Annotated in this window: 23 protein-coding genes; 11 read left to right on the top strand and 12 right to left on the bottom strand. The window is 58.0% G+C overall.

All coding sequences use genetic code 11. The annotated features are described in order from the left end of the window. Window positions 1–201, bottom strand: a 201-nt coding sequence (locus ACUTJJ_RS11825; RefSeq protein WP_445542290.1) for a heavy-metal-associated domain-containing protein, incomplete at its 3' end; no start/stop codon positions are given. Window positions 202–307: 106 nt separating this feature from the next. Beyond that, the gene (locus ACUTJJ_RS11820) at window positions 308–1,765 is read right to left on the bottom strand and encodes a TrkH family potassium uptake protein (RefSeq protein ID WP_186376645.1); all 1,458 of its coding nucleotides are present in this window, start codon (window positions 1,763–1,765) and stop codon (window positions 308–310) included. Window positions 1,766–1,845: 80 nt separating this feature from the next. On the opposite strand from ACUTJJ_RS11820, the gene ilvA reads away from it, so the two are divergent. The 3 genes from ilvA (at window position 1,846) to ACUTJJ_RS11805 (ending at window position 4,886) form a co-directional block, all read left to right on the top strand. Then, a complete protein-coding gene (gene ilvA, locus ACUTJJ_RS11815; RefSeq protein WP_144574843.1) occupies window positions 1,846–3,120 on the top strand; it encodes a threonine ammonia-lyase in 1,275 nt (424 codons plus the stop codon). A gap of 74 nt (window positions 3,121–3,194) precedes the next feature. Further along, the gene (locus tag ACUTJJ_RS11810; RefSeq protein WP_063951272.1) at window positions 3,195–3,500 is read left to right on the top strand and encodes an HlyU family transcriptional regulator; all 306 of its coding nucleotides are present in this window, start codon (window positions 3,195–3,197) and stop codon (window positions 3,498–3,500) included. Window positions 3,501–3,620: 120 nt separating this feature from the next. Continuing rightward, window positions 3,621–4,886, top strand: coding sequence for a diguanylate cyclase (locus ACUTJJ_RS11805; RefSeq protein WP_445542289.1), 1,266 nt, complete (start codon window positions 3,621–3,623; stop codon window positions 4,884–4,886). A gap of 27 nt (window positions 4,887–4,913) precedes the next feature. Here the strand turns inward: ACUTJJ_RS11805 and ACUTJJ_RS11800 are convergent, their stop codons facing one another. Then, on the bottom strand, window positions 4,914–5,531 hold the full coding sequence (locus tag ACUTJJ_RS11800) for an FMN-dependent NADH-azoreductase (RefSeq protein WP_404493743.1): 618 nt from the start codon (window positions 5,529–5,531) through the stop codon (window positions 4,914–4,916). Window positions 5,532–5,681: 150 nt separating this feature from the next. Here ACUTJJ_RS11800 and ACUTJJ_RS11795 point away from each other — a divergent pair, with 150 nt between their 5' ends. Continuing rightward, window positions 5,682–6,650 (top strand): LysR family transcriptional regulator, encoded by a 969-nt coding sequence (locus ACUTJJ_RS11795; RefSeq protein WP_445542288.1) that lies wholly within the window; start codon window positions 5,682–5,684, stop codon window positions 6,648–6,650. A gap of 168 nt (window positions 6,651–6,818) precedes the next feature. Here the strand turns inward: ACUTJJ_RS11795 and ACUTJJ_RS11790 are convergent, their stop codons facing one another. The 3 genes from ACUTJJ_RS11790 to ACUTJJ_RS11780 form a co-directional block, all read right to left on the bottom strand. Beyond that, window positions 6,819–8,807 carry a bifunctional 2',3'-cyclic-nucleotide 2'-phosphodiesterase/3'-nucleotidase gene (locus ACUTJJ_RS11790; RefSeq protein WP_445542287.1) on the bottom strand — a complete coding sequence of 663 codons (1,989 nt, stop codon included), beginning with the start codon at window positions 8,805–8,807 and terminating at the stop codon, window positions 6,819–6,821. Window positions 8,808–9,022: 215 nt separating this feature from the next. Further along, window positions 9,023–9,358, bottom strand: coding sequence for a PilZ domain-containing protein (locus tag ACUTJJ_RS11785; protein ID WP_063951267.1), 336 nt, complete (start codon window positions 9,356–9,358; stop codon window positions 9,023–9,025). 99 nt (window positions 9,359–9,457) lie between these two features. Then, entirely contained in the window at window positions 9,458–9,925 is a 468-nt protein-coding gene (locus tag ACUTJJ_RS11780) for a DUF1203 domain-containing protein (protein ID WP_404493741.1), read from the bottom strand. Between the two features lie 163 nt (window positions 9,926–10,088). Between ACUTJJ_RS11780 and ACUTJJ_RS11775 the strand changes: the two genes are divergently transcribed. Further along, on the top strand, window positions 10,089–10,967 hold the full coding sequence (locus tag ACUTJJ_RS11775; protein ID WP_445542286.1) for a DUF4344 domain-containing metallopeptidase: 879 nt from the start codon (window positions 10,089–10,091) through the stop codon (window positions 10,965–10,967). Between the two features lie 51 nt (window positions 10,968–11,018). Continuing rightward, window positions 11,019–11,663 (top strand): dihydrofolate reductase family protein, encoded by a 645-nt coding sequence (locus ACUTJJ_RS11770; RefSeq protein WP_445542285.1) that lies wholly within the window; start codon window positions 11,019–11,021, stop codon window positions 11,661–11,663. 61 nt (window positions 11,664–11,724) lie between these two features. Here ACUTJJ_RS11770 and sseA read toward each other — a convergent pair whose 3' ends face one another. From sseA to ACUTJJ_RS11750, 4 genes are all read right to left on the bottom strand, one after another. Further along, window positions 11,725–13,146 carry a 3-mercaptopyruvate sulfurtransferase gene (gene sseA / locus ACUTJJ_RS11765; RefSeq protein ID WP_296070920.1) on the bottom strand — a complete coding sequence of 474 codons (1,422 nt, stop codon included), beginning with the start codon at window positions 13,144–13,146 and terminating at the stop codon, window positions 11,725–11,727. A gap of 16 nt (window positions 13,147–13,162) precedes the next feature. Beyond that, window positions 13,163–13,900, bottom strand: coding sequence for an alanyl-tRNA editing protein (locus ACUTJJ_RS11760; RefSeq protein ID WP_445542284.1), 738 nt, complete (start codon window positions 13,898–13,900; stop codon window positions 13,163–13,165). Window positions 13,901–13,912: 12 nt separating this feature from the next. Beyond that, window positions 13,913–14,950, bottom strand: coding sequence for a cysteine synthase A (locus tag ACUTJJ_RS11755; protein WP_063951261.1), 1,038 nt, complete (start codon window positions 14,948–14,950; stop codon window positions 13,913–13,915). Between the two features lie 122 nt (window positions 14,951–15,072). Beyond that, window positions 15,073–16,512: a cryptochrome/photolyase family protein gene (locus tag ACUTJJ_RS11750; protein WP_445542283.1), complete on the bottom strand. Its 1,440-nt coding sequence runs from the start codon at window positions 16,510–16,512 to the stop codon at window positions 15,073–15,075. Window positions 16,513–16,700: 188 nt separating this feature from the next. On the opposite strand from ACUTJJ_RS11750, the gene ACUTJJ_RS11745 reads away from it, so the two are divergent. The 3 genes from ACUTJJ_RS11745 (at window position 16,701) to ACUTJJ_RS11735 (ending at window position 18,215) form a co-directional block, all read left to right on the top strand. Continuing rightward, complete coding sequence (locus ACUTJJ_RS11745) at window positions 16,701–16,970, top strand: DUF982 domain-containing protein (protein WP_209089613.1); 270 nt, start codon at window positions 16,701–16,703, stop codon at window positions 16,968–16,970. Between the two features lie 130 nt (window positions 16,971–17,100). After that, window positions 17,101–17,658 (top strand): methylated-DNA--[protein]-cysteine S-methyltransferase, encoded by a 558-nt coding sequence (locus ACUTJJ_RS11740; RefSeq protein ID WP_445542282.1) that lies wholly within the window; start codon window positions 17,101–17,103, stop codon window positions 17,656–17,658. Window positions 17,659–17,771: 113 nt separating this feature from the next. Continuing rightward, a complete protein-coding gene (locus tag ACUTJJ_RS11735; protein WP_077225126.1) occupies window positions 17,772–18,215 on the top strand; it encodes a TIGR02594 family protein in 444 nt (147 codons plus the stop codon). Window positions 18,216–18,274: 59 nt separating this feature from the next. Here the strand turns inward: ACUTJJ_RS11735 and ACUTJJ_RS11730 are convergent, their stop codons facing one another. Beyond that, window positions 18,275–18,514, bottom strand: a complete 240-nt coding sequence (locus tag ACUTJJ_RS11730; RefSeq protein ID WP_445542281.1) for a hypothetical protein — start codon at window positions 18,512–18,514, stop codon at window positions 18,275–18,277. 169 nt (window positions 18,515–18,683) lie between these two features. Between ACUTJJ_RS11730 and ACUTJJ_RS11725 the strand changes: the two genes are divergently transcribed. Both ACUTJJ_RS11725 and ACUTJJ_RS11720 read left to right on the top strand, forming a co-directional pair. Then, complete coding sequence (locus tag ACUTJJ_RS11725) at window positions 18,684–19,073, top strand: DUF2934 domain-containing protein (protein ID WP_445542291.1); 390 nt, start codon at window positions 18,684–18,686, stop codon at window positions 19,071–19,073. A gap of 616 nt (window positions 19,074–19,689) precedes the next feature. Beyond that, the gene (locus tag ACUTJJ_RS11720; protein ID WP_445542280.1) at window positions 19,690–20,907 is read left to right on the top strand and encodes a tyrosine-type recombinase/integrase; all 1,218 of its coding nucleotides are present in this window, start codon (window positions 19,690–19,692) and stop codon (window positions 20,905–20,907) included. Here the strand turns inward: ACUTJJ_RS11720 and ACUTJJ_RS11715 are convergent. Further along, complete coding sequence (locus ACUTJJ_RS11715; protein ID WP_312942354.1) at window positions 20,859–21,419, bottom strand: hypothetical protein; 561 nt, start codon at window positions 21,417–21,419, stop codon at window positions 20,859–20,861. The two genes, ACUTJJ_RS11720 and ACUTJJ_RS11715, sit on opposite strands and share 49 nt — an antisense overlap. Between the last annotated feature and the right edge of the window lie 68 nt (window positions 21,420–21,487).

Raw genomic sequence — 21,487 nt, 5'->3', positions numbered from 1 at the left:
AGCAGCATCGGATGCACCGCCGACGACGACCGTGCGGCTTGCCGGATCGGCATGCACGGCGGCACCGGGAACGGTCTTTTCGATCGCACCCTTGATGACACCGGCGCAATGGCCACAGGTCATGTCTTCAACGTGAAAGGAAAGGCCTGCGTTGACAGGGGCGGCGGTGGTTTCGTGATGGTGCTGATGGCCATTGCACATAGGTGGTCTCCGTGGTTTGAAAGTCTAACACAACAGAGCCTGGACTATTCCAACGTGGGAAGGTCAAGCGCTTAATTCATGTCATCGCATCATGGGTGCGAACACCTTAACTGCGCCAGAAAATCGGCATCATCAGCACCAGAACCGTCAGGATTTCCAGACGTCCGAGCAGCATCAGCACGGACAGGAGATAAAGCGCGGGATCGCTGATGGTGGAGAAATTGCCTGCCGGACCGATGATGGGGCCGATGCCGGGGCCGACATTGGCGAGCGAGGTCGCAACCGCCGAGGTGGCAGTCAGAAAATCATAACCCATCAGGCTCATGGCAAGGCTGCCGGCGATCCACAGGGCGATAAAGCAGCTGACAAAGAGGAAGATCGTCCGGATTGTATCCGGATCGACCACCTGCTGGCCGTACCGTACGGAATAGACGGCGTTGGGATAGATCAGTTTTTTGAGGCCGGCCCGCACGACATTGAACATGATGAGGAAACGATAGGCCTTGATGCCGCCCGCGGTCGAACCGGAACAGCCGCCCATGAAGGTTGCGAAAAAGGCAACGACAACAACGAAGGGCCCCCAGAGCGTATAGTCGTCGCTGGCAAAACCGCCCGTCGAAAGGATCGAGGTCATGTTGAAAAAGGAATGGCTTAGCGCATCATCCAGTGGCACGCCGTTCCTGAAATGGTGGTAGACACCGACGGCAATCGAGATCGCACAGAGATAACCGAGGAAAACGGCGATCTGCGGGTCGCGCAGCGTCTCCAGCCGTCGGCGCACGGCGAGCAGGATCATGACCGAGAAGGGCAGGCTGCCGAAGATCAGGAAGATGGTGGCGATCCAAAGCAGCGCGGTATTGTTGAAATAGGCGAAAGAGGCATCATGGGTGGAAAAGCCACCGGTCGCCACTGTCGACATGGCGTGGTTCAGCGCATCGAAATGCGACATGCCGGCAAAATCGAAGGCTACCGTGCAGGCGATGGTCATGACGATGTAGATCGCCACAAAAGCCCGGGTGAAGCTTGCCAGCCGCGCGAAAGGCCGGTCGTTGCCCGTATCGGACGATTCCATGCGGAAGAAGGTCATGCCGCCGACACGCAGGAGCGGCAGGATGAAGAGGCCGAGCGCCACGATACCGATACCGCCGAGCCAGCAGAGTAGGGATCGCCAGAGAAGAATGCCCTGCGGCGCGTTATCGAGGCCGGATATGGCGGTAGATCCGGTCGTGGTGATGGCGGAGACGGATTCGAACAGCGCCTGGCCGGGGGACAGATCGAGCTGTGACAGGTAAAGCGGAACGGCGCCGACAATCGAAAATACCAGCCAGAGCACATTGACGAGCAGGAAGCCGAAACGCTTGTTGAAGGAGGCGATCGGCCCACGCGTCGCGAGCGCGCAGGCAAGTGCGAAGCCGCCGCACATGAAACCTGAAAGCGCAAACACCATCCAGTCGTCATTGCCGTAATAAAGATCGGTCAGCGCGGGCAGGAACATGGCCGTCGCAAGGTAAAGCCCGAAGATGGACGCGACATAAATGACGGAGCGCAGGAGATTGCTGTTCAAGAAATGAAACCCAGGGTTCGTGGCCGCGCTGAAATGAATCTTTGTCTCTGACGCCGTCCTATGGCATAGCGGGTGCCATTATGAATTTCAATGGATTGACTATCGTGGACAAGCAGCTTGTGGAAGCAGCGCGGCGGGAAGTGCGGGAAATATTCCCCGAAACCCCGCTGCAGTTGAATGAACATCTCAGCCGTCGGTATGGCGCGTCGATTTGGCTGAAGCGTGAGGATCTGTCCCCGGTTCGTTCCTACAAGATTAGAGGTGCGTTCAACTTTCTGCGCAAGGCCGTCGCAAAAGCCGGAAAAGACAAGATTTTCGTTTGCGCTTCGGCCGGCAACCATGCCCAGGGCTTTGCGTTCGCCTGCCGCCATTTCGGCGTTCACGGCGTTGTTTTCATGCCGGTGACCACACCGCAGCAAAAGATCGAAAAAACCCGCATCTTCGGCGGTGAATTCATCTCGATTCGTCTGGTGGGCGACATTTTCGACCAGTGTTATGCGGCTGCCCGCCAGCACGTGCAGGATAATGACGGCTACATGGTGCCGCCCTTCGACCATGAGGACATCATCGAGGGACAGGCAACTGTCGCGGCCGAAATCATGGACCAGCTGCCTGACGGCACGAAGCCTGACATCGTCGTCATGCCGGTCGGTGGCGGTGGTCTTTCAGCCGGCCTCACCGGTTTCCTGGCCGGGACCGTGGCGAAGGAAAACTTCGTGTTCTGCGAGCCCGAGGGTGCGCCGAGCCTGAAGAAGAGCCTGGAGCGCGGCGAGCCGGTGACGCTGAACAAGGTCGACAACTTTGTTGATGGCGCAGCCGTCGCCCGCATTGGTGACCTGAATTTCAAGGCGCTCAAGGATTTTCCGGCGGATCAGGTCCAGCTCATCCCGGAAAACGCCATCTGCGTGACGATCATCGAGATGCTTAACCTCGAAGGCGTGGTGCTGGAGCCTGCCGGCGCGCTTTCCATCGCTGCGCTGGAAAAGCTTGGCCGCGAGAGGCTGGAAGGCAAGACCGTGATTGCGGTGGTCTCCGGTGGCAATTTCGATTTCGAACGCCTGCCGGATGTGAAGGAACGCGCCATGCGTTACACCGGCGTCAAGAAATACTTCATTCTGCGCCTGCCGCAACGCCCGGGCGCGCTGCGCGACTTCCTCAACCTGCTCGGTCCGGACGATGATATCGCCCGTTTCGAATATCTGAAGAAATCGGCTCGCAACTTCGGCTCGATCCTGATCGGCATCGAAACCAATGCGCAGGAAAACTTCGCCGGGTTGCTGGAGCGCTTTGAAGCGGCTGGCCTCGGTTATGAAGACATCACCGAAAATGACATCCTGTCGAACCTGATCATCTGATCCGGACAGGATGACGGCGAGGGGCGGGCCAATGCCGCCCTTCGCATGTTAGACGAATTGAGGGAGTGAAAGCCATGGCATCGTTTTTTTCAAAAATCCTCTCGGCCTTCGGCTCCGGCCAGCCGTCCTCTGACGCGCCGCAGAAAGTAGCGCAGGCCGAGCCGCATGCCCATGGCGATTACCTGATCTATGCGACGCCGATCAAGGAAGGCGGCCAGTTTCGCTTGGCGGGCCGCATCGAGAAAAAGGCGGGTGATGAGGTGCTGGTGCACGAGTTCGTCCGCGCGGATGTCTTCACCAGCATGGATGACGCGGTGGAGTTCACGATTCGCAAGGCAAAGCTCATCATCGATCAGAACGGCGCTTCGCTCTTCCCCTGAGAATGATGACCTTTTCTCGCTGCGGACATTAAGATTCCGTTGGTTGCTTCAGCCTATCCTAAAACAATGAAGCCGCGTGCCAAGGGCGCCACGCGGCGTTAACAGGTAAGGCATGAGCCGATGCATTGGGCAAATCTCGCCCTCTTTCTAACGGAAGCCGTCGTCTATTTCTCGGTCATGACGGCTTTCCTGCATTATCGGCATATCCTGGGCATCGGTGTCTTTCTCACCGCCCTGGGTGTCATGCATTTCATGGAAACCTATCTGGCGGCCGTCTTTTACGTACAGCTGCCTTTCGGCGTGGCATCTCCCGGCTCCTCCATCCTTTTTGCCGGCAAGCTGATGATGATCCTCATGCTTTACATGCGCGAGGATGCGGCGGTGGTGCGACAGCCGATCTACGGCCTGTTTCTCGGCAACATCCTGACGGTCATCATGGCCCAGCTCATCCGTTTTCACGAGACGGTGGCGATCGTGCCCGGACAGGCCGCCAGCACCGCCTTTCTGGATGAGATGGGCGTGCTGATGGTGTGGGGCACCAGCCTGCTCTATATTGATGCCATCGCCATCATCCTGTTTTACGAAAAGTTGGGCCGGTATCTGCAGCGCCATATCGTCTTGCGTTTCGGCATCTGTGGTGTCGTTATCCTCAGCCTCGATCAGGCGGGCTTTTATGGCGCATTGCGTTTGCTGTTCGACGCGCCGATCGATGTGTTCTATGATGGCTGGAAGGCAAAGATGGCGGCGGTCGCCGTCTATTCCATGCTTTTTGCGGTCTACCTGTGGCTGACCTCCGCCAAGGGCCGTTTTTTGATACGCCGCAACATTGCGGATGTTTTCAACGATCTCACTTTCCGGGAGCGTTACGAAGAGCTGTTGTCCCGCTCCGGACGCGACGTTTTGACGGGCGTTTCAGATCGCGCCCGCATGGAGCTTGATGCGCCCTCCATCGTTCTCGACTGCACGGAGAAGCGCCGACCCGTCAGCGTGATGATTGTTGACATCGACCACTTCAAGACCGTCAACGACAATTTTGGTCACCTTCAGGGCGACGACATGCTGCGGAACTTCGCGGCTGTGCTGAAGCAGCTGGTTCAGCCCCATGGCCACCTCTATCGTTTTGGCGGCGAAGAATTTGTCGCTCTGCTTCCAGCCATGACACATGAAACGGCCCTCGGCTTTGCTGAAGAGTTGCGCAACGCTGTCATTGCGGGTCTGCGTAGGCCGGACGGTACGCTCCTGACCGTCAGTATCGGTGTGGCGACGGGCCTCGAAGATGGTCGGCTGTTTCTCGAACTTCTCTCCGAGGCAGATGCGCGTTTGTATGCGGCAAAAAATAACGGCCGGGACCAGGTCCACGGCCGTTACGGAATGTGGGTCGGCTGATATCTTTCGATATCAGCTCCAAATGCCTCAGGCGGCCTGCGCCAGTTCTTCAACCTTGGCTTCAGCGGCGGCAACAGCCTTTTCGACGGCTTCCGGACCGAATGCCAGGCCCTCGACATAGATGACTTCCACATCGGTCATGCCCATGAAGCCGAGAACGGTCTTCAGGTAGGGCACGGCGTGGTTCATCGATACGGCTGGGCCTTCCGAATAAACGCCGGCAGCAGCGAGCACGATGTACACCTTCTTGCCAGTGGCGAGACCGACCGGGCCGGTTTCGGTGTATTTGAAGGTTTGGCCGGCGCGGGCGACGTTGTCGATCCACGACTTCAGGCCGGAGTAGATGTTGAAGTTGATGAGGCCGGTGCCGATGACGACGGTGTCGGCCGCCAGAAGCTCGGCAACCAGCTTGTCGGAATAGTCGGCGGCAACCGCTTCTTCAGCCGTGCGCTGGTCCGGTGCCTTGCGGATGGCCGCAGTCTTGACGGTGTCGAGGTGCGGGATTGGATCAGCCGCGAGATCGCGGTGGACGAGCGTGTTCGAAGGCGACTTGGCCTTCAGCTTTCCCGCCAGTTCACCGGCGAACTTGTTGGAAACCGACTCGTCGCCGCGTGGGCTGGAAGTGATGAGCAGAATGTTGGACATGGTCTTTTCCTTACTTATGCGGTGAATTCACGGGCGCCTTGGGAGGGCGGGAGAGCACGATGCCCTGCCTTTGCGCCTTATATGAAAAATTAGTGCCATCAAGAAAACTGTGATAATGTGGAAGCGATCTATCGATAAAATGGATGGGACATGGACGCGAACCCGACACTCGATCAATTGCAGGTGTTTTTAACGGTTGCCGAGACCGGTAGTTTTTCTGCGGCTTCGCGGGCGCTTAATCGTGCCCAGTCGGTGGTCAGCTATACGATCGCCAATCTCGAGGCACAGCTGGAGGTCACCCTGTTCGAGCGCAACGGTGTGCGCCAGCCCAAACTGACCGACGAAGGCCGCGCCATGCTGGAGGATGCAAGGCGCATCGTTGCCGGCCTGCAGGAAATGCGCGCCCGCGCCAAGGGGCTGAAACAGGGCCTGGAAGCGGAACTTTCCGTCGCTATCAGCACCATGGTGCCGGCTGAGGCCGTCGTTGCGGTGCTGCGCGATTTTCGCCACCAATTCCCAACCGTGACGCTCAGCCTCAACGTCGGCGAACTGGGCATGGTCATGGACATGGTCTTATCCCGCAAGGCCGGTATCGGCATCGGTGGGGCGGTTTTGCGCCAGGATGATGAACTCGTGACGGAGAAGGTCGGCCACTCCTTCATGCTGCCGGTGGTTGCGGCCGATCACCCGCTGGCGCAGATCGAACGCCCGCTGGTGCTTGCCGACGTGCGCGAGGAAGTTCAGCTCGTGGTCACCGATGCTTCGGGTCTGACCAAGGGGCGGGATTTCAATGTGCTGTCCTACAAGACATGGCGCGTCAGCGACATCGCCACCAAGTACCAGCTCATCAAGGGTGGCCTCGGCTGGGGCGGCCTGCCGGCCTCGCTCGTCCGCAATGACCTCACCAATGGAAGTCTGAAGGCGCTTGAACTTGAGGCTTATGAGCAGGGCGAATATCCACTCTTCACGTTGCGGCGGGTCGATTCGCCCGCCGGGCCCGCTGGCCAGTGGCTTTCCGAAGCATTCCAGCAGCGCCTGTCGGCGTGCCCGAATCACAAGGATTTCAACGGGATGCTGGCGGCGAGCAAGCAGAGGACCCTGGCTGTCGCTGCGGAGTGATACTGGCTGTAACCACCACCGTTATATCTGGATCGAGAAGGTGCCGCTTGTTTCTTCTCCCCGCCGGGGAGAAGAAACAAGCGGCATGTCAGTTCTTTGCCCCAGCGTCCAATTCATGTCTGAAGAAACACTCTCCCGGCAATGTATCGCCGGGAGAGCCGTGTTTCTCTACAGAACCAGCCGGAACTTCGCGAAACCTTCCGCACCGTCGCCTGCATCCTCGATTTTTGCGCCTTTGATCTCCGCCGCATAGTGGCGGCCCTTGGGGCCAGTCTCGAAGATCGCTGTAGTATCGGCGACTGGGGCGAAGGACCAGTTGGCGTCCGCAGACGGGTTGATGGTGCCCTGGTCGATAATATACCGCACGATCACATCGCGGTTGGTATCGGGTGCCACGAAGATGACCTTGTCGGCGGCAATGTCGGGGAACTTGCCGCCGCCACCGGCGCGGTAATTATTGGTGGCTACCACGAATTTCTGTTCGGGATCGATCGGCTTGCCATTGAACTGCAAGTTTACGATGCGGTTGCTGTCGGGATTGACGGCCTTGCCGTCCTTGTCGAATTTCGCCGGTTTGGAAATGTCGATCTGGTAGGTAACACCGTCGATGACATCGAAATTGTAGGACGGGAAGTCAGCATTGAGGAGCGGCGCATCCTTGGCGCCGGCCTCCACCGTGTTGAACATGCCGGCAGACATTTCCAGCCAGTTCTTCACCTGCGCACCGTTGATCAGCACCGCCTGCACCGTGTTCGGATAGAGATAGAGATCGGCGACGTTCTTGATGGCGATGTCACCGGCGGGGACATCGGTGTAGTAATCCGCGCCGCCGCGACCGCCGGACTTGAACGGGGCTGCTGCGGAAAGCACGGGCAGATCCTTATATTGCCCTTCCTTCAGCATGTCCTTGATGTACCAGGTCTGGGCGTTGGAAACGATTTGCACGGACGGATCATCGGCCACCAGCGCGAAATAGGAATAGAGCGGTGCAGAGGTTTTACCGACGGGGCGGCGCACATAGGCGAGCGCCGCTTCGTGATCGGCCTTGGCGGCGGCGAGAACCTCCGGCTTGTCGGTATAGTCAGCAACGATCTTGCGGCTGTCGTCGCGGTGATAGATCGGGCGTGCCTCAGAGGTGAAGTCGATGATCTTCCAGCTCTTGCCGTCCTTTTCGAGCAGCAGGTCGATGAGACCCATATGTGATCCCCAGAAGCCGGCCATGACGGCCGGCTTGCCCATCAGCGTGCCCTTCACGGCATCCGCGCCTTCAATGCCGTCCCAGGTCTTCGGTCCGGGGAAAACGAGATGCTGGTGGCCGGTGAAGATGGCGTCGATGCCTTCGACGCCCGCGAGGTAAAGCGAGGCGTTTTCCATGCGCTCGGTCTGGCCTTTGCCATCGATGCCGGAATGGGAAAGGGCGATGATGATGTCAGCCCCTTCCTCCTTCATCACGGGCACCCAGGCTTTCGCCGCCTCGACAATGTCACGCGTCTGCGCCTTGCCCTCGAGGTTCTTGGAATCCCACATCATGATCTGCGGCGGAACGAAGCCGATGATGCCGACCTTGACCGGGCTGGTCACGCCGCCGCCATCGCGGATCTGTTTTTCGAGAATGACGTAGGGCTTGAAGAACAGCTCGTCATTCTTGGGGTCGGACGCCAGCTGGCCCTTGGTGAGGTTGGCGCAGACGTAAGGGAAACCAGCACCCGCCAGCGTGTTCGACATGTAGTCGAGGCCATAGTTGAATTCGTGGTTGCCGAGCGTACCGCAATCATAGCCCAATACGTTCATGGCGTTGATCACAGGGTGCTTGTCGCCAGCCTTCATGCCCCGCTCATAGGCGATATAATCGCCGAGCGGGTTGCCCTGCAGGAAGTCGCCATTATCGACCAGCATCGAATTGCCGGCTTCGGCGCGGATCTTGTCGATGATCGAGGCGGTACGGGAAAGCCCCATCGTGTCGTTCGGCTTGTCGGCGTAATAATCATAGGGAAAGACGTGAACGTGGATATCAGTCGTTTCCATGATGCGCAGATGCGCCTGATTGGACGCTGCGCGCGCCGCAAAGGGGTGCAACATTACTAGTGCCGAAGAGGCTGCAATGCCGCCGAGAAGCGAACGCCGGGTAATGGGGTGGAGAGCGAGAAGCGACGACATGGGAACTCCTTGGGATGAAGCTTGCGCTGTCATGGAAAACGACAGGGTAGAAGCAATCGCCGAGGAGTCCATCACCAAAATGACAGGCTCGTGACAGACGGGGCTTTTTTCAACCGTTTGATAAATTTTTTATGGCCGACATGCGGCCTTGACGTCTCCGGGCCATGGAATGCGCGTTATCATTGCCGCGCATCCCTCTGCGGACGCAGGGCAGATCAGCGCGCCAGCGTCGGTTTCACTTCTTCATGGAAGAAGCGGAAGTAGGAGGAAAGCTGCGCCAGCGTGTTGGTGGAAAGCTTAAGCTGAAGGCCAAGGCGGTTCATGTGCTGCCACTGGACGACCCCCTCGATGAAGCCGAGGTCGTCGCTCTGCACCTTGACCCGGCTTCCCTTTGCCGCGGCGAAAGGTCCGTCCAGTTCAAGCGCCATGCCGGTGGCGGAAAGATCAACCACACGGCCTCTCGTCGACTGGCTGAAGTAATGGACGGTGGCAAAAATTCTCGTCTTGCTGCGCGGTGCGCTGCGTGTCGCCATGTTGAGGTTGTTTGCCATGTTGACGCTCAAAATTTATTGTTTCTGACAGAGGCATCCTAGACTTGAAAAGTTTGAAACCGGTTTAGCCGTTAGGTTAAAACTTATCCAATGTTCGGTTTATGCTGTATCAATACGGCACTGATAGCAGTTGTTGCGGGCAGAACGCACATGCACATAGGCGATGTCTTCGCGCTCCAGAAGCTGTCCGGCGCGTGACGCGATCTCTTCGGTGGGGGTCACCGCGCCGGTGCCGTAGACGATGCGGTCGTCTGCCGAATATCCACGGACAATATAGTCAGGGCTGTCTAGCATCGTTGGCAATTCATCACTTTCAGGATAACGCTCGCAGGCTCTTTCATGCAGAAATACAGGTCCCGTCTCGGCATAGGGCTGAAGTGAAGGGAAGGGGCGATAGGCGAGGAGCAGCATGGGCTCGCCCTCATCAATTTGGCCAAGGCAATGGCGGCAGGGAATGCCGCCGGGCGAAATGACCTTCTCCGGCGTGTGGCCATAGGCGTCCGCCGCCCCGGCCCGGAAGGCCTCTGCTTCTTTAGCCGGCATTGCAGTAAAGACGATAGTTGTCATGGCAGGGTCTCCTGAGGGGTGATCGGCGTTGCTTCTTTGCAGCTATGATCCCGAAATGGAGCACTATCCACCCGATTCTTGACAGGTGATGCAACCAGCCCATTGCGTGACTCGTTAGCTTGGGGAATCAGTGGCGCTCCTCGTTCCCGGAAGGTCTGATTTTATGTTCCGTCGTTTTATGGCCGCTGTTCCGCTGGCTCTCATGTCATTGACGGTTCCGACGCAGGCCCAGATGGCGTCCGGGCTCGACGGCTTGTCGGATGATCAGCTACAGCAGGCAGTCAACTTCGTCATCGGCAACGCGATTTTCTCGCTTTACCATGAGGGATCGCGCATGCTGATCTCGGATTTCGGCACGGCGGAGACGGCAAGCCCCCAGGCGCCAGCCGATCAGCTAGCCGGCACGCTGATCCTTCAGGCCAATGAGGAATGGCTCGACACGGCGCTCGTCAACGCCACAGACAGCTGGTATCTCGCGCGTGAGGCCGAAGCGCTACCGGAGCACGAAGCTCCGGTGTTTTCGGCGCTGGTGCCGGACCGAAGCCGCGACCGTAACATGGCCTGCCTGATGGTCGGCCGCGACAAGGACGGTTACGGCGATCTGGCCACGATGATGGGGCTTCCCAATACCGAATTCGACAAATGTGTTGCTGCCTATCCGGGTGTAGCCTCGGCCTGGGAGAAATTCCTCGCGCCGCACCGCAGCCAGACACCATCGAAATTTTCCGTCAGCTACGTGCCGCCGCGCGATCCTGACCTCGAGCCTTATGCCATCATGGTCAAGGAATCGAAGGTTCTCGACCTCATCAGCCGCAGTTTCAGTGGTTATGGCCTGAAGGGCGATGTGAAGCTGACGGCGAAGTCCTGCGGTCGCCCCGATGTTTATTGGTCGGCGGAAAAGCGCGAAATCACCTATTGCTACGAGCTTGGCAAATTCCAGGCGGAGCTGATCGCCGATCATCTCATGAACACAGTCACTCAGGACAAGGGCGCCGCCGGCGGCCAAATCCCGACGGCGGTCAATCTGGAACGGGAAATCTGAGGCCGATCAGCGGATGCTGGTGATCTGCCTCTTGAACGGGAGGAGAGTGCCATGCCGAAAGTTGTCGTCCGCAATTTTGCCGTCTCACTTGATGGCTATGGCGCAGGACCAGACCAGAGCCTGGAGAATCCGCTGGGGGCGAAAGGCGAAGAGCTGCACCAATGGGCCTTCAAAACCCGTACCTTTCATCGCATGTTCGGCAAGGAGGGTGGATCGACCGGCATCGACGAGGATTTTACCCAGAAGAGTTTCGCCAATATCGGAGCCTGGATTTTAGGCCGCAACATGTTCGGCCCTGTGCGTGGTGCCTGGCCGGATGAAAAGTGGAAAGGCTGGTGGGGCGAGGAACCGCCTTATCATGTTCCGGTCTTCGTATTGACGCATCATGCGCGTCCGTCCTTCGAGATGAAGGGCGGCACGGTCTTTCATTTCGTGACGGAGGACATCCAGGTAGCGCTCGACAGGGCGCTCACGGCTGCGAATGGAAAGGATGTCCGCATTGGTGGCGGTGTTTCCACCATCCGCCAGTACATGGCCGCAGGCCTCATCGATGAATTGCACTTGGCGCTGGCGCCGGTGTTCCTTGGTCGCGGCGAGTCACTTTTCGAAGGCATGGACTGGGTGTCGCTCGGTTACCGCTGTACCGGTACAGTGGCGGGTGAGGGCGCCACCCATCTGATTGTCGAAAAGGTGTAAGCTTAACGTCGCTCCCCATCCTCGACTGACGACGATGGGGAAGCGTGACGTTGAAACAAGCTCAATGACGCAGAGAGATTTCCAAAAGCTCGGTATCGGCAAGCGGCTCCACCCATGCCTCATAGGTGCCGACTGGGGAAAAACCCATCATCTGGTAAAGCTGCAGCGCGCGCGGGTGGTCGAGCGTGTTGGTCGTGACCGTCACCCGCTGTGGATTGTCCTGCCAGGCGGCATAAAGCGCCTGTAACAGGAACCACTTGCCCACACCTGCGCCGATAGCCTCCTCGAGCAACCCGAAATAGGACAGCTCTGTCACCTCGTCGCTCGCCTTGTTCAATTCGAAGAAACCGGCCGGTGCGCCGTTCATGTAGAGAACCGTCACGCTGTTTTTCGGGTCGCGCAGGACCGCCGAGAGTTCCGCGTCGCTCATCCGCATGCGCTTTTGCCAGTGCCAACGCTTGCCCACCCGCCAATAGAGGTAGCGATAGAAGTGCAGGGGAATGTTGTTGACCCGCATCAGCGCGGTCTGGATATTGACGGGGATCGGCAGGCTGACCTTTGGCGGCGCCGTCATTTCCAGCTGAGTCACATGTGCCTTGAGCGGTCCGTGCGACAGGGTCGGGATGGCATCGGCCGGACCGGTAACAACCGGCGTATCCTGTAATCCGCCCCATTCCGACCACGAGCCGTCATAAAGCGAATTGTCCTGATGGCCGAGCGATTCCAGTGCGAGCGTTATGACGGCGGCGGTCACGCCCGAGCCGCAGCTGGTCACGACAGGTTTCGTCAGGTCGATCCCGGCATCGGCCACCATCTTGCGAATGGTGGTCAGGTCCTTGAAATGGCCGTTTTCGGAAAAAGCGGTCGCTGGCAGGCTGCGTGCGCCGGGCATATGGCCGGAACGCATACCGGCGCGCGGCTCCGCCTCGTCGCCGGTAAAGCGTCCGGCACCGCGCGCATCGGCAATCTGCTTTTCGCCGCTATCGACGATGCCGCGCATGGCGCCGAGCGAGGTAACGCGCTTCTCATCGAAGTCCGGCGTAAAGGTTGCGGGCGTGATCTCCGGCGTCCCCGTTTCAAGCGGTCGGCCCTCACGCTTCCAGCCATCAAGACCGCCGTCCAGCACATAGACCTTGGCAACCCCCATCACCCGCAACATCCACCAGACGCGCGGCGCGGAGAAGAAACCGGGGCCGTCATAAACGACGATCGTATCGGTGTCGCTCAAGCCCAGTGCGCCGACCTGTTCTGCGAAGAATGTGGGTGCGGGCAGAGAATGCGGCAGGCCGGTCGTGTGATCGGCAATCTTGTCCTGATCGAAAAAAACCGCGCCGGGCAGATGGCCGGCCGCGTATTCTTCCGCGCCGTTGCGCTTATGCGCCGGCAAATACCACGAGGCATCCACGACACGAAAGCCTGATGTGCCAAGCTGTTTTTCCACCCAGTCCGCCGAAACGACGAAACGGCTCTTATCCGTGCTCACGATGTCTCTCCCGATCTCAGGCAGCAGCTTCAGGGGTGCCGAAACGAATGCGGAACCGCCTGTTCTCCTTGCCCTTTTTCTCTATCTTGGCAATGTGGATATCGCCCACTTCCTGCGTTTCGGAAACATGGGTGCCACCGCAGGGCTGGCTGTCGATGCTCGAATTTTCGCCGATGCAGACGAGGCTGACCCGGCCGAGGCCCATTGGCGGGCGTACATTCTTGGATTTGACGATGCCGGGATTGGCAGCAAGCTCCTCATCGGTGATCCATTGCAGGAAGACGGGATGGTTGGCTTTCACCAGCTCCATCAGCTTTGCAGTCACCTCGTCTTTGTCGATGGTCTCCGACATGTCGAAATCGACACGCGATTCGTCCTCGCCGACTGCTGCTCCCGTGATCGGCCACTGGCAGACCACGGACAGCAGATGGCAGGCCGTGTGCATGCGCATCAGCTTGTAGCGGCGCGGCCAGTCCACATGCAGGGTCAGCTTCTCGCCGATCTGCGGGCAGGGCTGGCCTTCCAGTGGTACATGGATGATGACGCTTTTGTCTTGACCATGCCGGGTTATCCCAAGTTCGATGCGCGAGCCATCGGCCCGCTCCAGAAAGCCGCTATCGCCGGGCTGGCCGCCGGATGTCGCATAAAAGCAGGTCTGTTCTAGCTCGATGCCGCCATCCTCATGCACCGCCGTGACGATCGCTTCTGCGGTAGCAAGATAAAAATCGTCACGGAACAGGGCATTCACAGGCATTTCGGCATGTCCTCAGGCGGTTTCATAGGGAACCGGTATATCGCTTTTTGTTGCCAGCCACTGCGGAACGGGAAGCCCCTTGGAACGCAGGAATTCCGGGTTGAACAGCTTCGACTGGTAGCGATTACCGTAGTCGCACAGTATCGTCACAATGGTATGCCCCGGACCGAGGTCGCGGGCAAGGCGGATTGCGCCGGCAATGTTGATGCCCGACGAACCGCCAAGGCACAGGCCTTCCTTGGTGACGAGATCAAAGAGGATGGGAAGCGCTTCCGCATCGGGAATGCGATAGGAAAAGTCGGGCGTAAAACCTTCCAGATTGGCGGTGATGCGGCCCTGGCCGATGCCTTCGGTGATGGAGGAGCCCTCGGACTTCAGCACGCCATGCTGATAGAATTCATAAAGTGCTGCCCCTTCAGGATCGGCAAGGCCGATCTTGATGTCGGGATTGAAGTCGCGCAGGCCATCCGCCACGCCCGCCAGCGTCCCGCCCGAGCCGACAGCGCAGATGAAGCCATCCACCTTGCCATCGGTCTGGTCCCAGATCTCGGGCGCCGTCGTTTCGATATGAGCCTGACGGTTGGCGATGTTGTCGAACTGGTTGGCCCAGATCGCGCCGTTCTCGTCGGCTGACGCGAGCTGCTTTGCGAGCCTGCCGGACACCTTCACGTAATTGTTCGGATTGGAATAGGGAGCAGCCGGAACTTCCACCAGCTTGGCGCCGAGAAGCTTCAGCGCATCCTTCTTTTCCTGGCTCTGCGTCTCGGGGATGACGATGACCGTCTTGTAGCCCAGCGCATTGGCGACGAGCGACAGGCCGATGCCGGTATTGCCCGCCGTTCCCTCGACGATGGTGCCGCCCGGCCGCAGATGCCCGCGCCTTTCGGCATCTCGTATAATGTAGAGTGCGGCCCGATCCTTGACGGACTGGCCCGGATTCAGGAACTCCGCCTTGCCGAGGATTTCACACCCCGTCGCTTCAGAGGCAGCCTTCAGGCGGATAAGGGGCGTGTTGCCGATAGCACTGAGCGCAGAGGGGTGAATGGTCATGATTGAGCCTTCTTGTCTGAGCGGAAATTAGGTGCCGTTATGTCCCGTTACAACCGCTTCAAGGCAAGAAATTATCTTCCCGGCTTCGCCTTAGCCACGCAAAATTTTCCCGATACCCAGTTTTATGCGTCCTTCTTGATGCGGGAATAGGCGGCGAGGGCTCTTTCCCGGCCCTCTGAGTGGTCGACAATCGGCATCGGATAGGTCTTGCCAAGTTCAACGCCTGCTTTCTTAAGCACCTCTTTTGGCGCCTCGAACGGCTTATGGATATATTTCGACTCGAGTTTTTCGAGCTCCGGCACGAAGCGGCGGACATACTCTCCGTCGCCATCGAATTTTTCGCCTTGAAGGATGGGATTGAAGACACGGAAGAACGGCGAGGCGTCCGCGCCCGAGCCGGCGACCCATTGCCAGTTCGCGGCGTTGGAGGCGGGGTCGGCATCAACAAGCGTATCGCGAAACCACTTTTCGCCTTTCCGCCAGTCGATCAACAGATGCTTGATGAGAAAGGACGCTACGATCATCCGTACGCGATTGTGCATCACGCCGTGCTTCCACAGTTGCCGCATGCCGGCATCCACGATCGGGTAGCCGGTCATGCCGCGCGTCCAGGCTTTAAAGGACGTTTCATCATCGCGCCAGGCGAAAGCGTCGAAACTGTCATTCCAGTTCTTTTCGTCGAGCTCTGGGAAATGGAACAGCAGATGATAGCAAAATTCCCGCCAGACGATTTCCTTGCGGAAACGGCTGATATCGTTCGACGCGATGTGGCGGGAAAGCCCCTTCGTGGCATGCCAGACCGTGGCAGGGGAAATTTCCCCAAGCGCCAGATGCGGTGAGAGCAGCGACGTGGCATCCCTTGCCGGGAAGTCCCTGCCTTCTTCATAACCCTTCAAGGCGCCATCGAAGAAATCATCGAGTTTTTTCCGCGCCGCCTTCTCCCCAGGTGTCCAGACGTCGCCGAAGTGTTTGGCCCAGTCGGGTTTGGTCGGCAGAAGCTTCCAGTCGGAAAGCGTCTCCGATTTTGGCCATGTCTTGGGCGCTTTCAGGCTCTTCGGCGCATCCGCCGGCGCGTGCGGCTCATCCCCGCCCTCGATCGCGCGCCAGAAGGGTGTATAGACGCGGTAAGGCCCGCCGGACTTTGTCTTCAGCCGGGAAGGCTCATGCAGGAGGTGGCCGGAAAAACTACGGACTGTCAGCCCTTCGTCCCGCAGCTTCTGCTTGAGCGCCTTATCCTCGGCGATACCATCTGGATCATATCGTCTGTTCCAGAAGACGGCATCAGCGCCGGTCGTTGATATCAATTCGCGAAGAACCGTCTCCGCTTTGCCGCTCGCGAGAAGGAGGTGGCTACCCTTTTTCTCGAGTGCGCCGCTCAGTTCCGTCAGCGAATGATGCAGCCACCATTCCTGAGCGCCGCCGAGTGCTCCGCCTGTTTTTTCATGGATATACAATGGGATGACGGGCCCGCCGTGCTCTAATGCGGCAAGGACGGCAAGATTGTCGGAAAGGCGCAGATCCTTGCGGAACCAGATGATAGCGGCGGCGGTTTTGCTTGACATAGGAGGTCCCGGTTCACTTCCGCTTGAACGAGTGTTGAACCGCTTTGTTCCGCAAATCCGTTACAATGGGAAGATGGGGAACACGGTTTATGGGTGGTTATTTTTTTGACCTTGAAACCGCTTGCGAAGGGAACCAACTGGAGGAGCCGGCGTTTGTCGCGGGTTAATTGAGCATGGAAGTACAATCAATGTTGCTGAACGACGTTAAGTGGGAAAAGCCTGTCACGATCTCTCTTGAAAATGGCGCCCCCCGGATTTTCAATGGCGTTTACGAAGCCTTCGATTTTCTTCAGCACGAATGGCCTCAACGCGGTGACAAGACACATGAACAAGCGCTTCGCCTGTGCCGTGCCTCACTGATGGGCGACGTGGCAGGAGAAATCGCGCGCACCGCTTTTATCGCCGCCAGCAGACAGGCGCGATGCCTCGTCGAAGAGCAGGCGAAAATCGCCTCCTGAGCCGATTTTTAGGATGATAGCGACAGGCCACCCGCTAAATCGGGTGGCCTTTTTGTTGGGCACAGGAAACGGGTTGTTTCACATCAGCAATATGGCATCTTGCGGTCGATAAAGTGCGTAGGCAACGATCATGACCATTCATTGCGGATATACTGTTTTCCCAACTGCGCTTGGCCACTGCGGACTTGCGTGGACGGAACGTGGTATCGCGCGGCTGCAACTGCCCGGCTCAAATGCTGATGAAACGGAAAAACGCCTGCAGGCACGTCTGACGTCTGCCTCAATTGCCGTCCCGGAACCGCATACGCGCGACGTGATCGGAATGATTACGCGTTATTTCACCGGCGATGAGGTCGATTTCAGACCGATCGAACTTGATCTGTCCGGACAGGAGCGGTTCTTCCTCGATGTTTACGAAGTCGCGCGGCAGATTGGCTGGGGCGATACGACGACCTATGGCGGCATTGCGAAGACGCTTGGGTGCGGCATGGAAAGAGCGCGCGACGTCGGTCAGGCCATGGCGAAAAATCCGGTGCCGCTGATCATCCCCTGTCATCGGGTTCTCGCGGCCGGCGGCAGGCTTGGTGGCTTTTCCGCACCGGGAGGAACCGCTAGCAAATTGCGGATGCTCGATCTCGAAAAAGGCGGCCGTAGCCGCACGGATCAGGCGCAGGGGAACCTGTTTTGAAGCATTGACAGATCAGCATCGATGAGTAGGTGTCTGATTCCTGCCCATTTCTCGTCAAATTGTCGCTAAATTGTCACAATACACGAGCGCCCACCAACATAAGGGCGAGACGTTTGAGAGTATCCGCGTTAATTCTATCCGTTGCCTTGTCTTTTACAGTCGTGGCATCGGCCTCTGCTGGCATGCTGAACCAGGCAGAAAAATACACCGGACTGCATGAGTCCAAGAACAATAAGAGCCTCAAAAATATTCTGGGCGCAAATCCGCGCAGCACCCCATGGTGCGGACTTTTTCTTCATGCTGTCGCCAGCAAGGCCGGGCGGCAGTCTCCCAAGTCCTACGGATTCGCCAAATCATGGACATCCTTCGGTTATGCCGTTCCGGTCAATCAGGCGAAGCCTGGTGATGTCGTGGTCATCCGCAATGGCCGTGGCTACCACGCTGGAATTCTCAAGAGCATGAGCGGCAAGACCGCCCAGATCCTCGGCGGTAATCAGTCCGGCCGCGTGCAGGTATCGAACTTCAATCGCAAGGCGATCGTCTCAGTCCGCCGATAGGCGGGTGGGAAACTTCGTTGGATAAAGGCGGGCTTTGACCCGCCTTTTCCATTTCCGGCTTAGGGCTGTTCACGCGTGCCGGGAGCTGCCTCGCGCTGGTCATCGTCTTCCAGATCGGTCGCAACGATAAACGCGTCCTCGTGCTGACGTGCTGCCTGTCGGCGCGCCCGCAAATTCATGCTCTCATCCGGATCGATCTCCGTGTCCTTGTCTTTCAGCTCGCTTTCGGTCTCGAAGCGGGCGACATCTTCATCGCTGATGTCCAGTGGCTCGGTTGCGGGCTTTTGCGGGTTGGTCATGGAGCAATCTCCTGTTGGTTTCTGGCTGACAAACGATCCGCGGCACGGCACGGTTCCCTTTTGCTCGTAAATGCTCGGTCACGACAGGTTGACGCGGAACCAACTCTGGCCTTTCTTGTTTTTGAAGTGGCACAATCAAATCCGGTGCAACGCAACGAGGAGGTCCGTTATGAGCCATGACCGCGAAGCCGCAATCCGTGAAAGAGCACGGGCAATCTGGGAGAGGGAAGGGCGACCGGACGGACACCATGAAAGACACTGGAGCGAAGCCGAGCGAGAAGTTTCAGCCTCGGAAACCGGAAAGACGAAAAGCGCTGTGAAAAAATCGGCGGAGCCATTGGAAAAAGCCGCAGCAAAAAAGGCGCCGGCAAAAAAATCAGCATCCGCTAAAGCCAAGTCCCCTGCGGTGAAGTCACTCGAGAACGAGCAGAAATCTGCGGCCAAGGGCAAAAACGAAGATGATCTGACCGAGAGCCTCGAAGAGACGTTTCCGGCAAGTGACCCGCCGGCGCTTACCAATGCGACCAACGCAACGAAACGGGCATCGAAGAAGAAGTGATCATTTGACGGCCAGCTTACGCTGGCCGCGACGTCCCTTAAGTCATATTGCGCGAAGTGCAACTGCACTTCGCCTTTCCCACGGTCCTATGCGAGGATTTGCCCGCCGGCGCGAACAGCACCGGGCTGCGCGACTACGTCTCAGCGGGGTGCTTCGGTCTCCGCGACGTTACGCGTTCCACAATTGACTATAGCAAACCCCGCCGTAAATTTTCCAGCCATGCGCACGAGGCTGAGATAGGCGGAGCTTCATCTCGATGAATCACGGCTATTGGCACGAATTTTGAAACATCTTCTGACTTCACTCGTTTATCCGCCTGTGGACAGAAACGTCGTCAAAGAAGATCCGAAATAGCAATAGTGGAAGTGTTTCGCGAAGCGCAGGAAGCAGGAACAATTGAGGGGCAGATTATGCTAATTTGTTTAGCAGCACGTTACTTTTCTCTCCTTGAAAAAAGTGGCTCCCCGGGCCGGATAATTTTTAGCAACCTTAACGACCATAATGAAAGCCGTACGCCAAGAAAGTGCTTATCTTTCATATGGATACTTGACCATTTTGCCCATAGCGCCGAATATTAGCGCACACCCCAATAGCGGGGAAATTGTGGGGAAAGAAAATGGGGAGCCATACTAGGAACGTTCTAACCATCAAAACGATCGCGGCGAGCAAGTCAACGAAGCTGCGCGACGGAGGAGGTTTGTATCTAGTCTCGAAAGGTACAGGCCGCTATTGGATTTTCAATTACACCTTCGCCGGCCAGCGTCGCGAGATGGGTCTCGGGCCGCTCCATACAGTTGGCTTGGCCGATGCAAGGGACAAGGCCGAAGCGGCGCGCCGGCTGGTTCGATCTGGTATCGATCCGCTTGCAGCGAAGCGCGAAGCGGAGGAAGTTTCGCCGAAAGCAATGACGTTCGGGGCCTACGCTGACGCTTTTATCGATGCTGCGGTTAAGGCCGGTAGGTGGCGAGGTGCCAAGACTGAAGCTCGTTGGCGCAACCTTCTCACAAACCATGCAAGCCCCATACGCGCCAAGACGCTGGCGGCTATCCGCGTGCGGGACGTCGTTCAGGTTCTGGAGCCGATTTGGGGCGACAAGCAGGAGACGGCCGAAAAATTGCGGGAGGCGATCGAGCGGGTTCTTGATGCAGCAAAGGTTGAAGGACACCGATCTGGCGACAATCCGGCGGCGTGGAAAGGCACGCTCGAGCATGTGCTCCACAAACCTAATGAGTTGTCGAACCGCAATCATCATGCAGCCATGCCACATTCCGACACTCCCGGATTCATGAAGAAGCTGGCTGATGTGAAGGGTGTTGGCGCTCGAGCATTAGAGTTCACTATACTTACGGCAGCGCGATCTGGGGAGACGCGCGGCGCTGTTTGGGGTGAGTTCGACCTTGCTGCAAAGATCTGGGCTGTTCCCGCCGTGCGAATGAAGGGCGGCAAGCTGCATCGCGTGCCACTTTCGGAAAAAGCCGTTGCGCTTCTGAAGGCGATGAAAGCTCAAGCTGTGAACGATCTCGTCTTTCCTGGTGTTCGAGACAAGCGGCCGCTGTCTGACATGTCGTTGGCGAAAGCGTTAAAGGCCGCAGGGGGAGGGGCTTTTACCGTGCACGGCTTCCGAAGCACCTTCCGCGACTGGGCTACCGACGTCGCGCACGCTCCTAGAGAGATCGCGGAGGCTTGCCTTGCGCATGCTGTAGGAGACGCTGTGGAAAGGTCGTATGCGCGGTCGGACGCACTTGAACGACGGCGCGAATTGATGGGGCAGTGGACAGATTATCTTTACAAATCTTCGGCTACCGCTTCCCCTACGAACCCGACCGTAATCTGACTGAATTCCACCGTCCGACGGAGATCTGTGGAACCAGAAGCTGCGGGGCCGAACTCAAACGTGTTGGATCTGCCTTCCTTCACAAGAGTTATGGTCGCCCGAGGTTCCGGGCCAAACATTTTCACGCGGAGAGACATGTGCCCCGGAGCATCCTCGTGCGAACTGAATGCCGCTCGTTCTTTTGGGACTGATTCCAACATGTTGGCTAGCGCTTCCCCAAACGTGGATCCCAACGCATCTTTAGCTATGTGCGCTGTTTCCGCCACGCGGACGGGCGGAAGACCGCAATAAGCCTTAACTATCCTGACTGCGTCTTTTGGATTGGCATCCCACGCTGTCGCGATGATCATGTTCGCAGCGTCTTGGTACGTCATAGGCGTGCTTCCTCGCCCTCGAAGAGCCCGCGTGCGAAACCCTGCCTCCGCGAGATAGCGGTCGATGACGGTAACCGTTTCGACCGGCGCACCGATCGTTGCGGCCACAAGTTCAATTAATTGCTTTTGCGATACCATCCGATGTCTCCTCCACATCGTACTGGCATATTTAATTAATGCGCACAATACCGTATTGACTTTTTCGT

Source organism: Agrobacterium sp. DKPNP3 (assembly GCF_052686535.1).
This window is presented reverse-complemented; position numbering and strand designations above follow the sequence as displayed.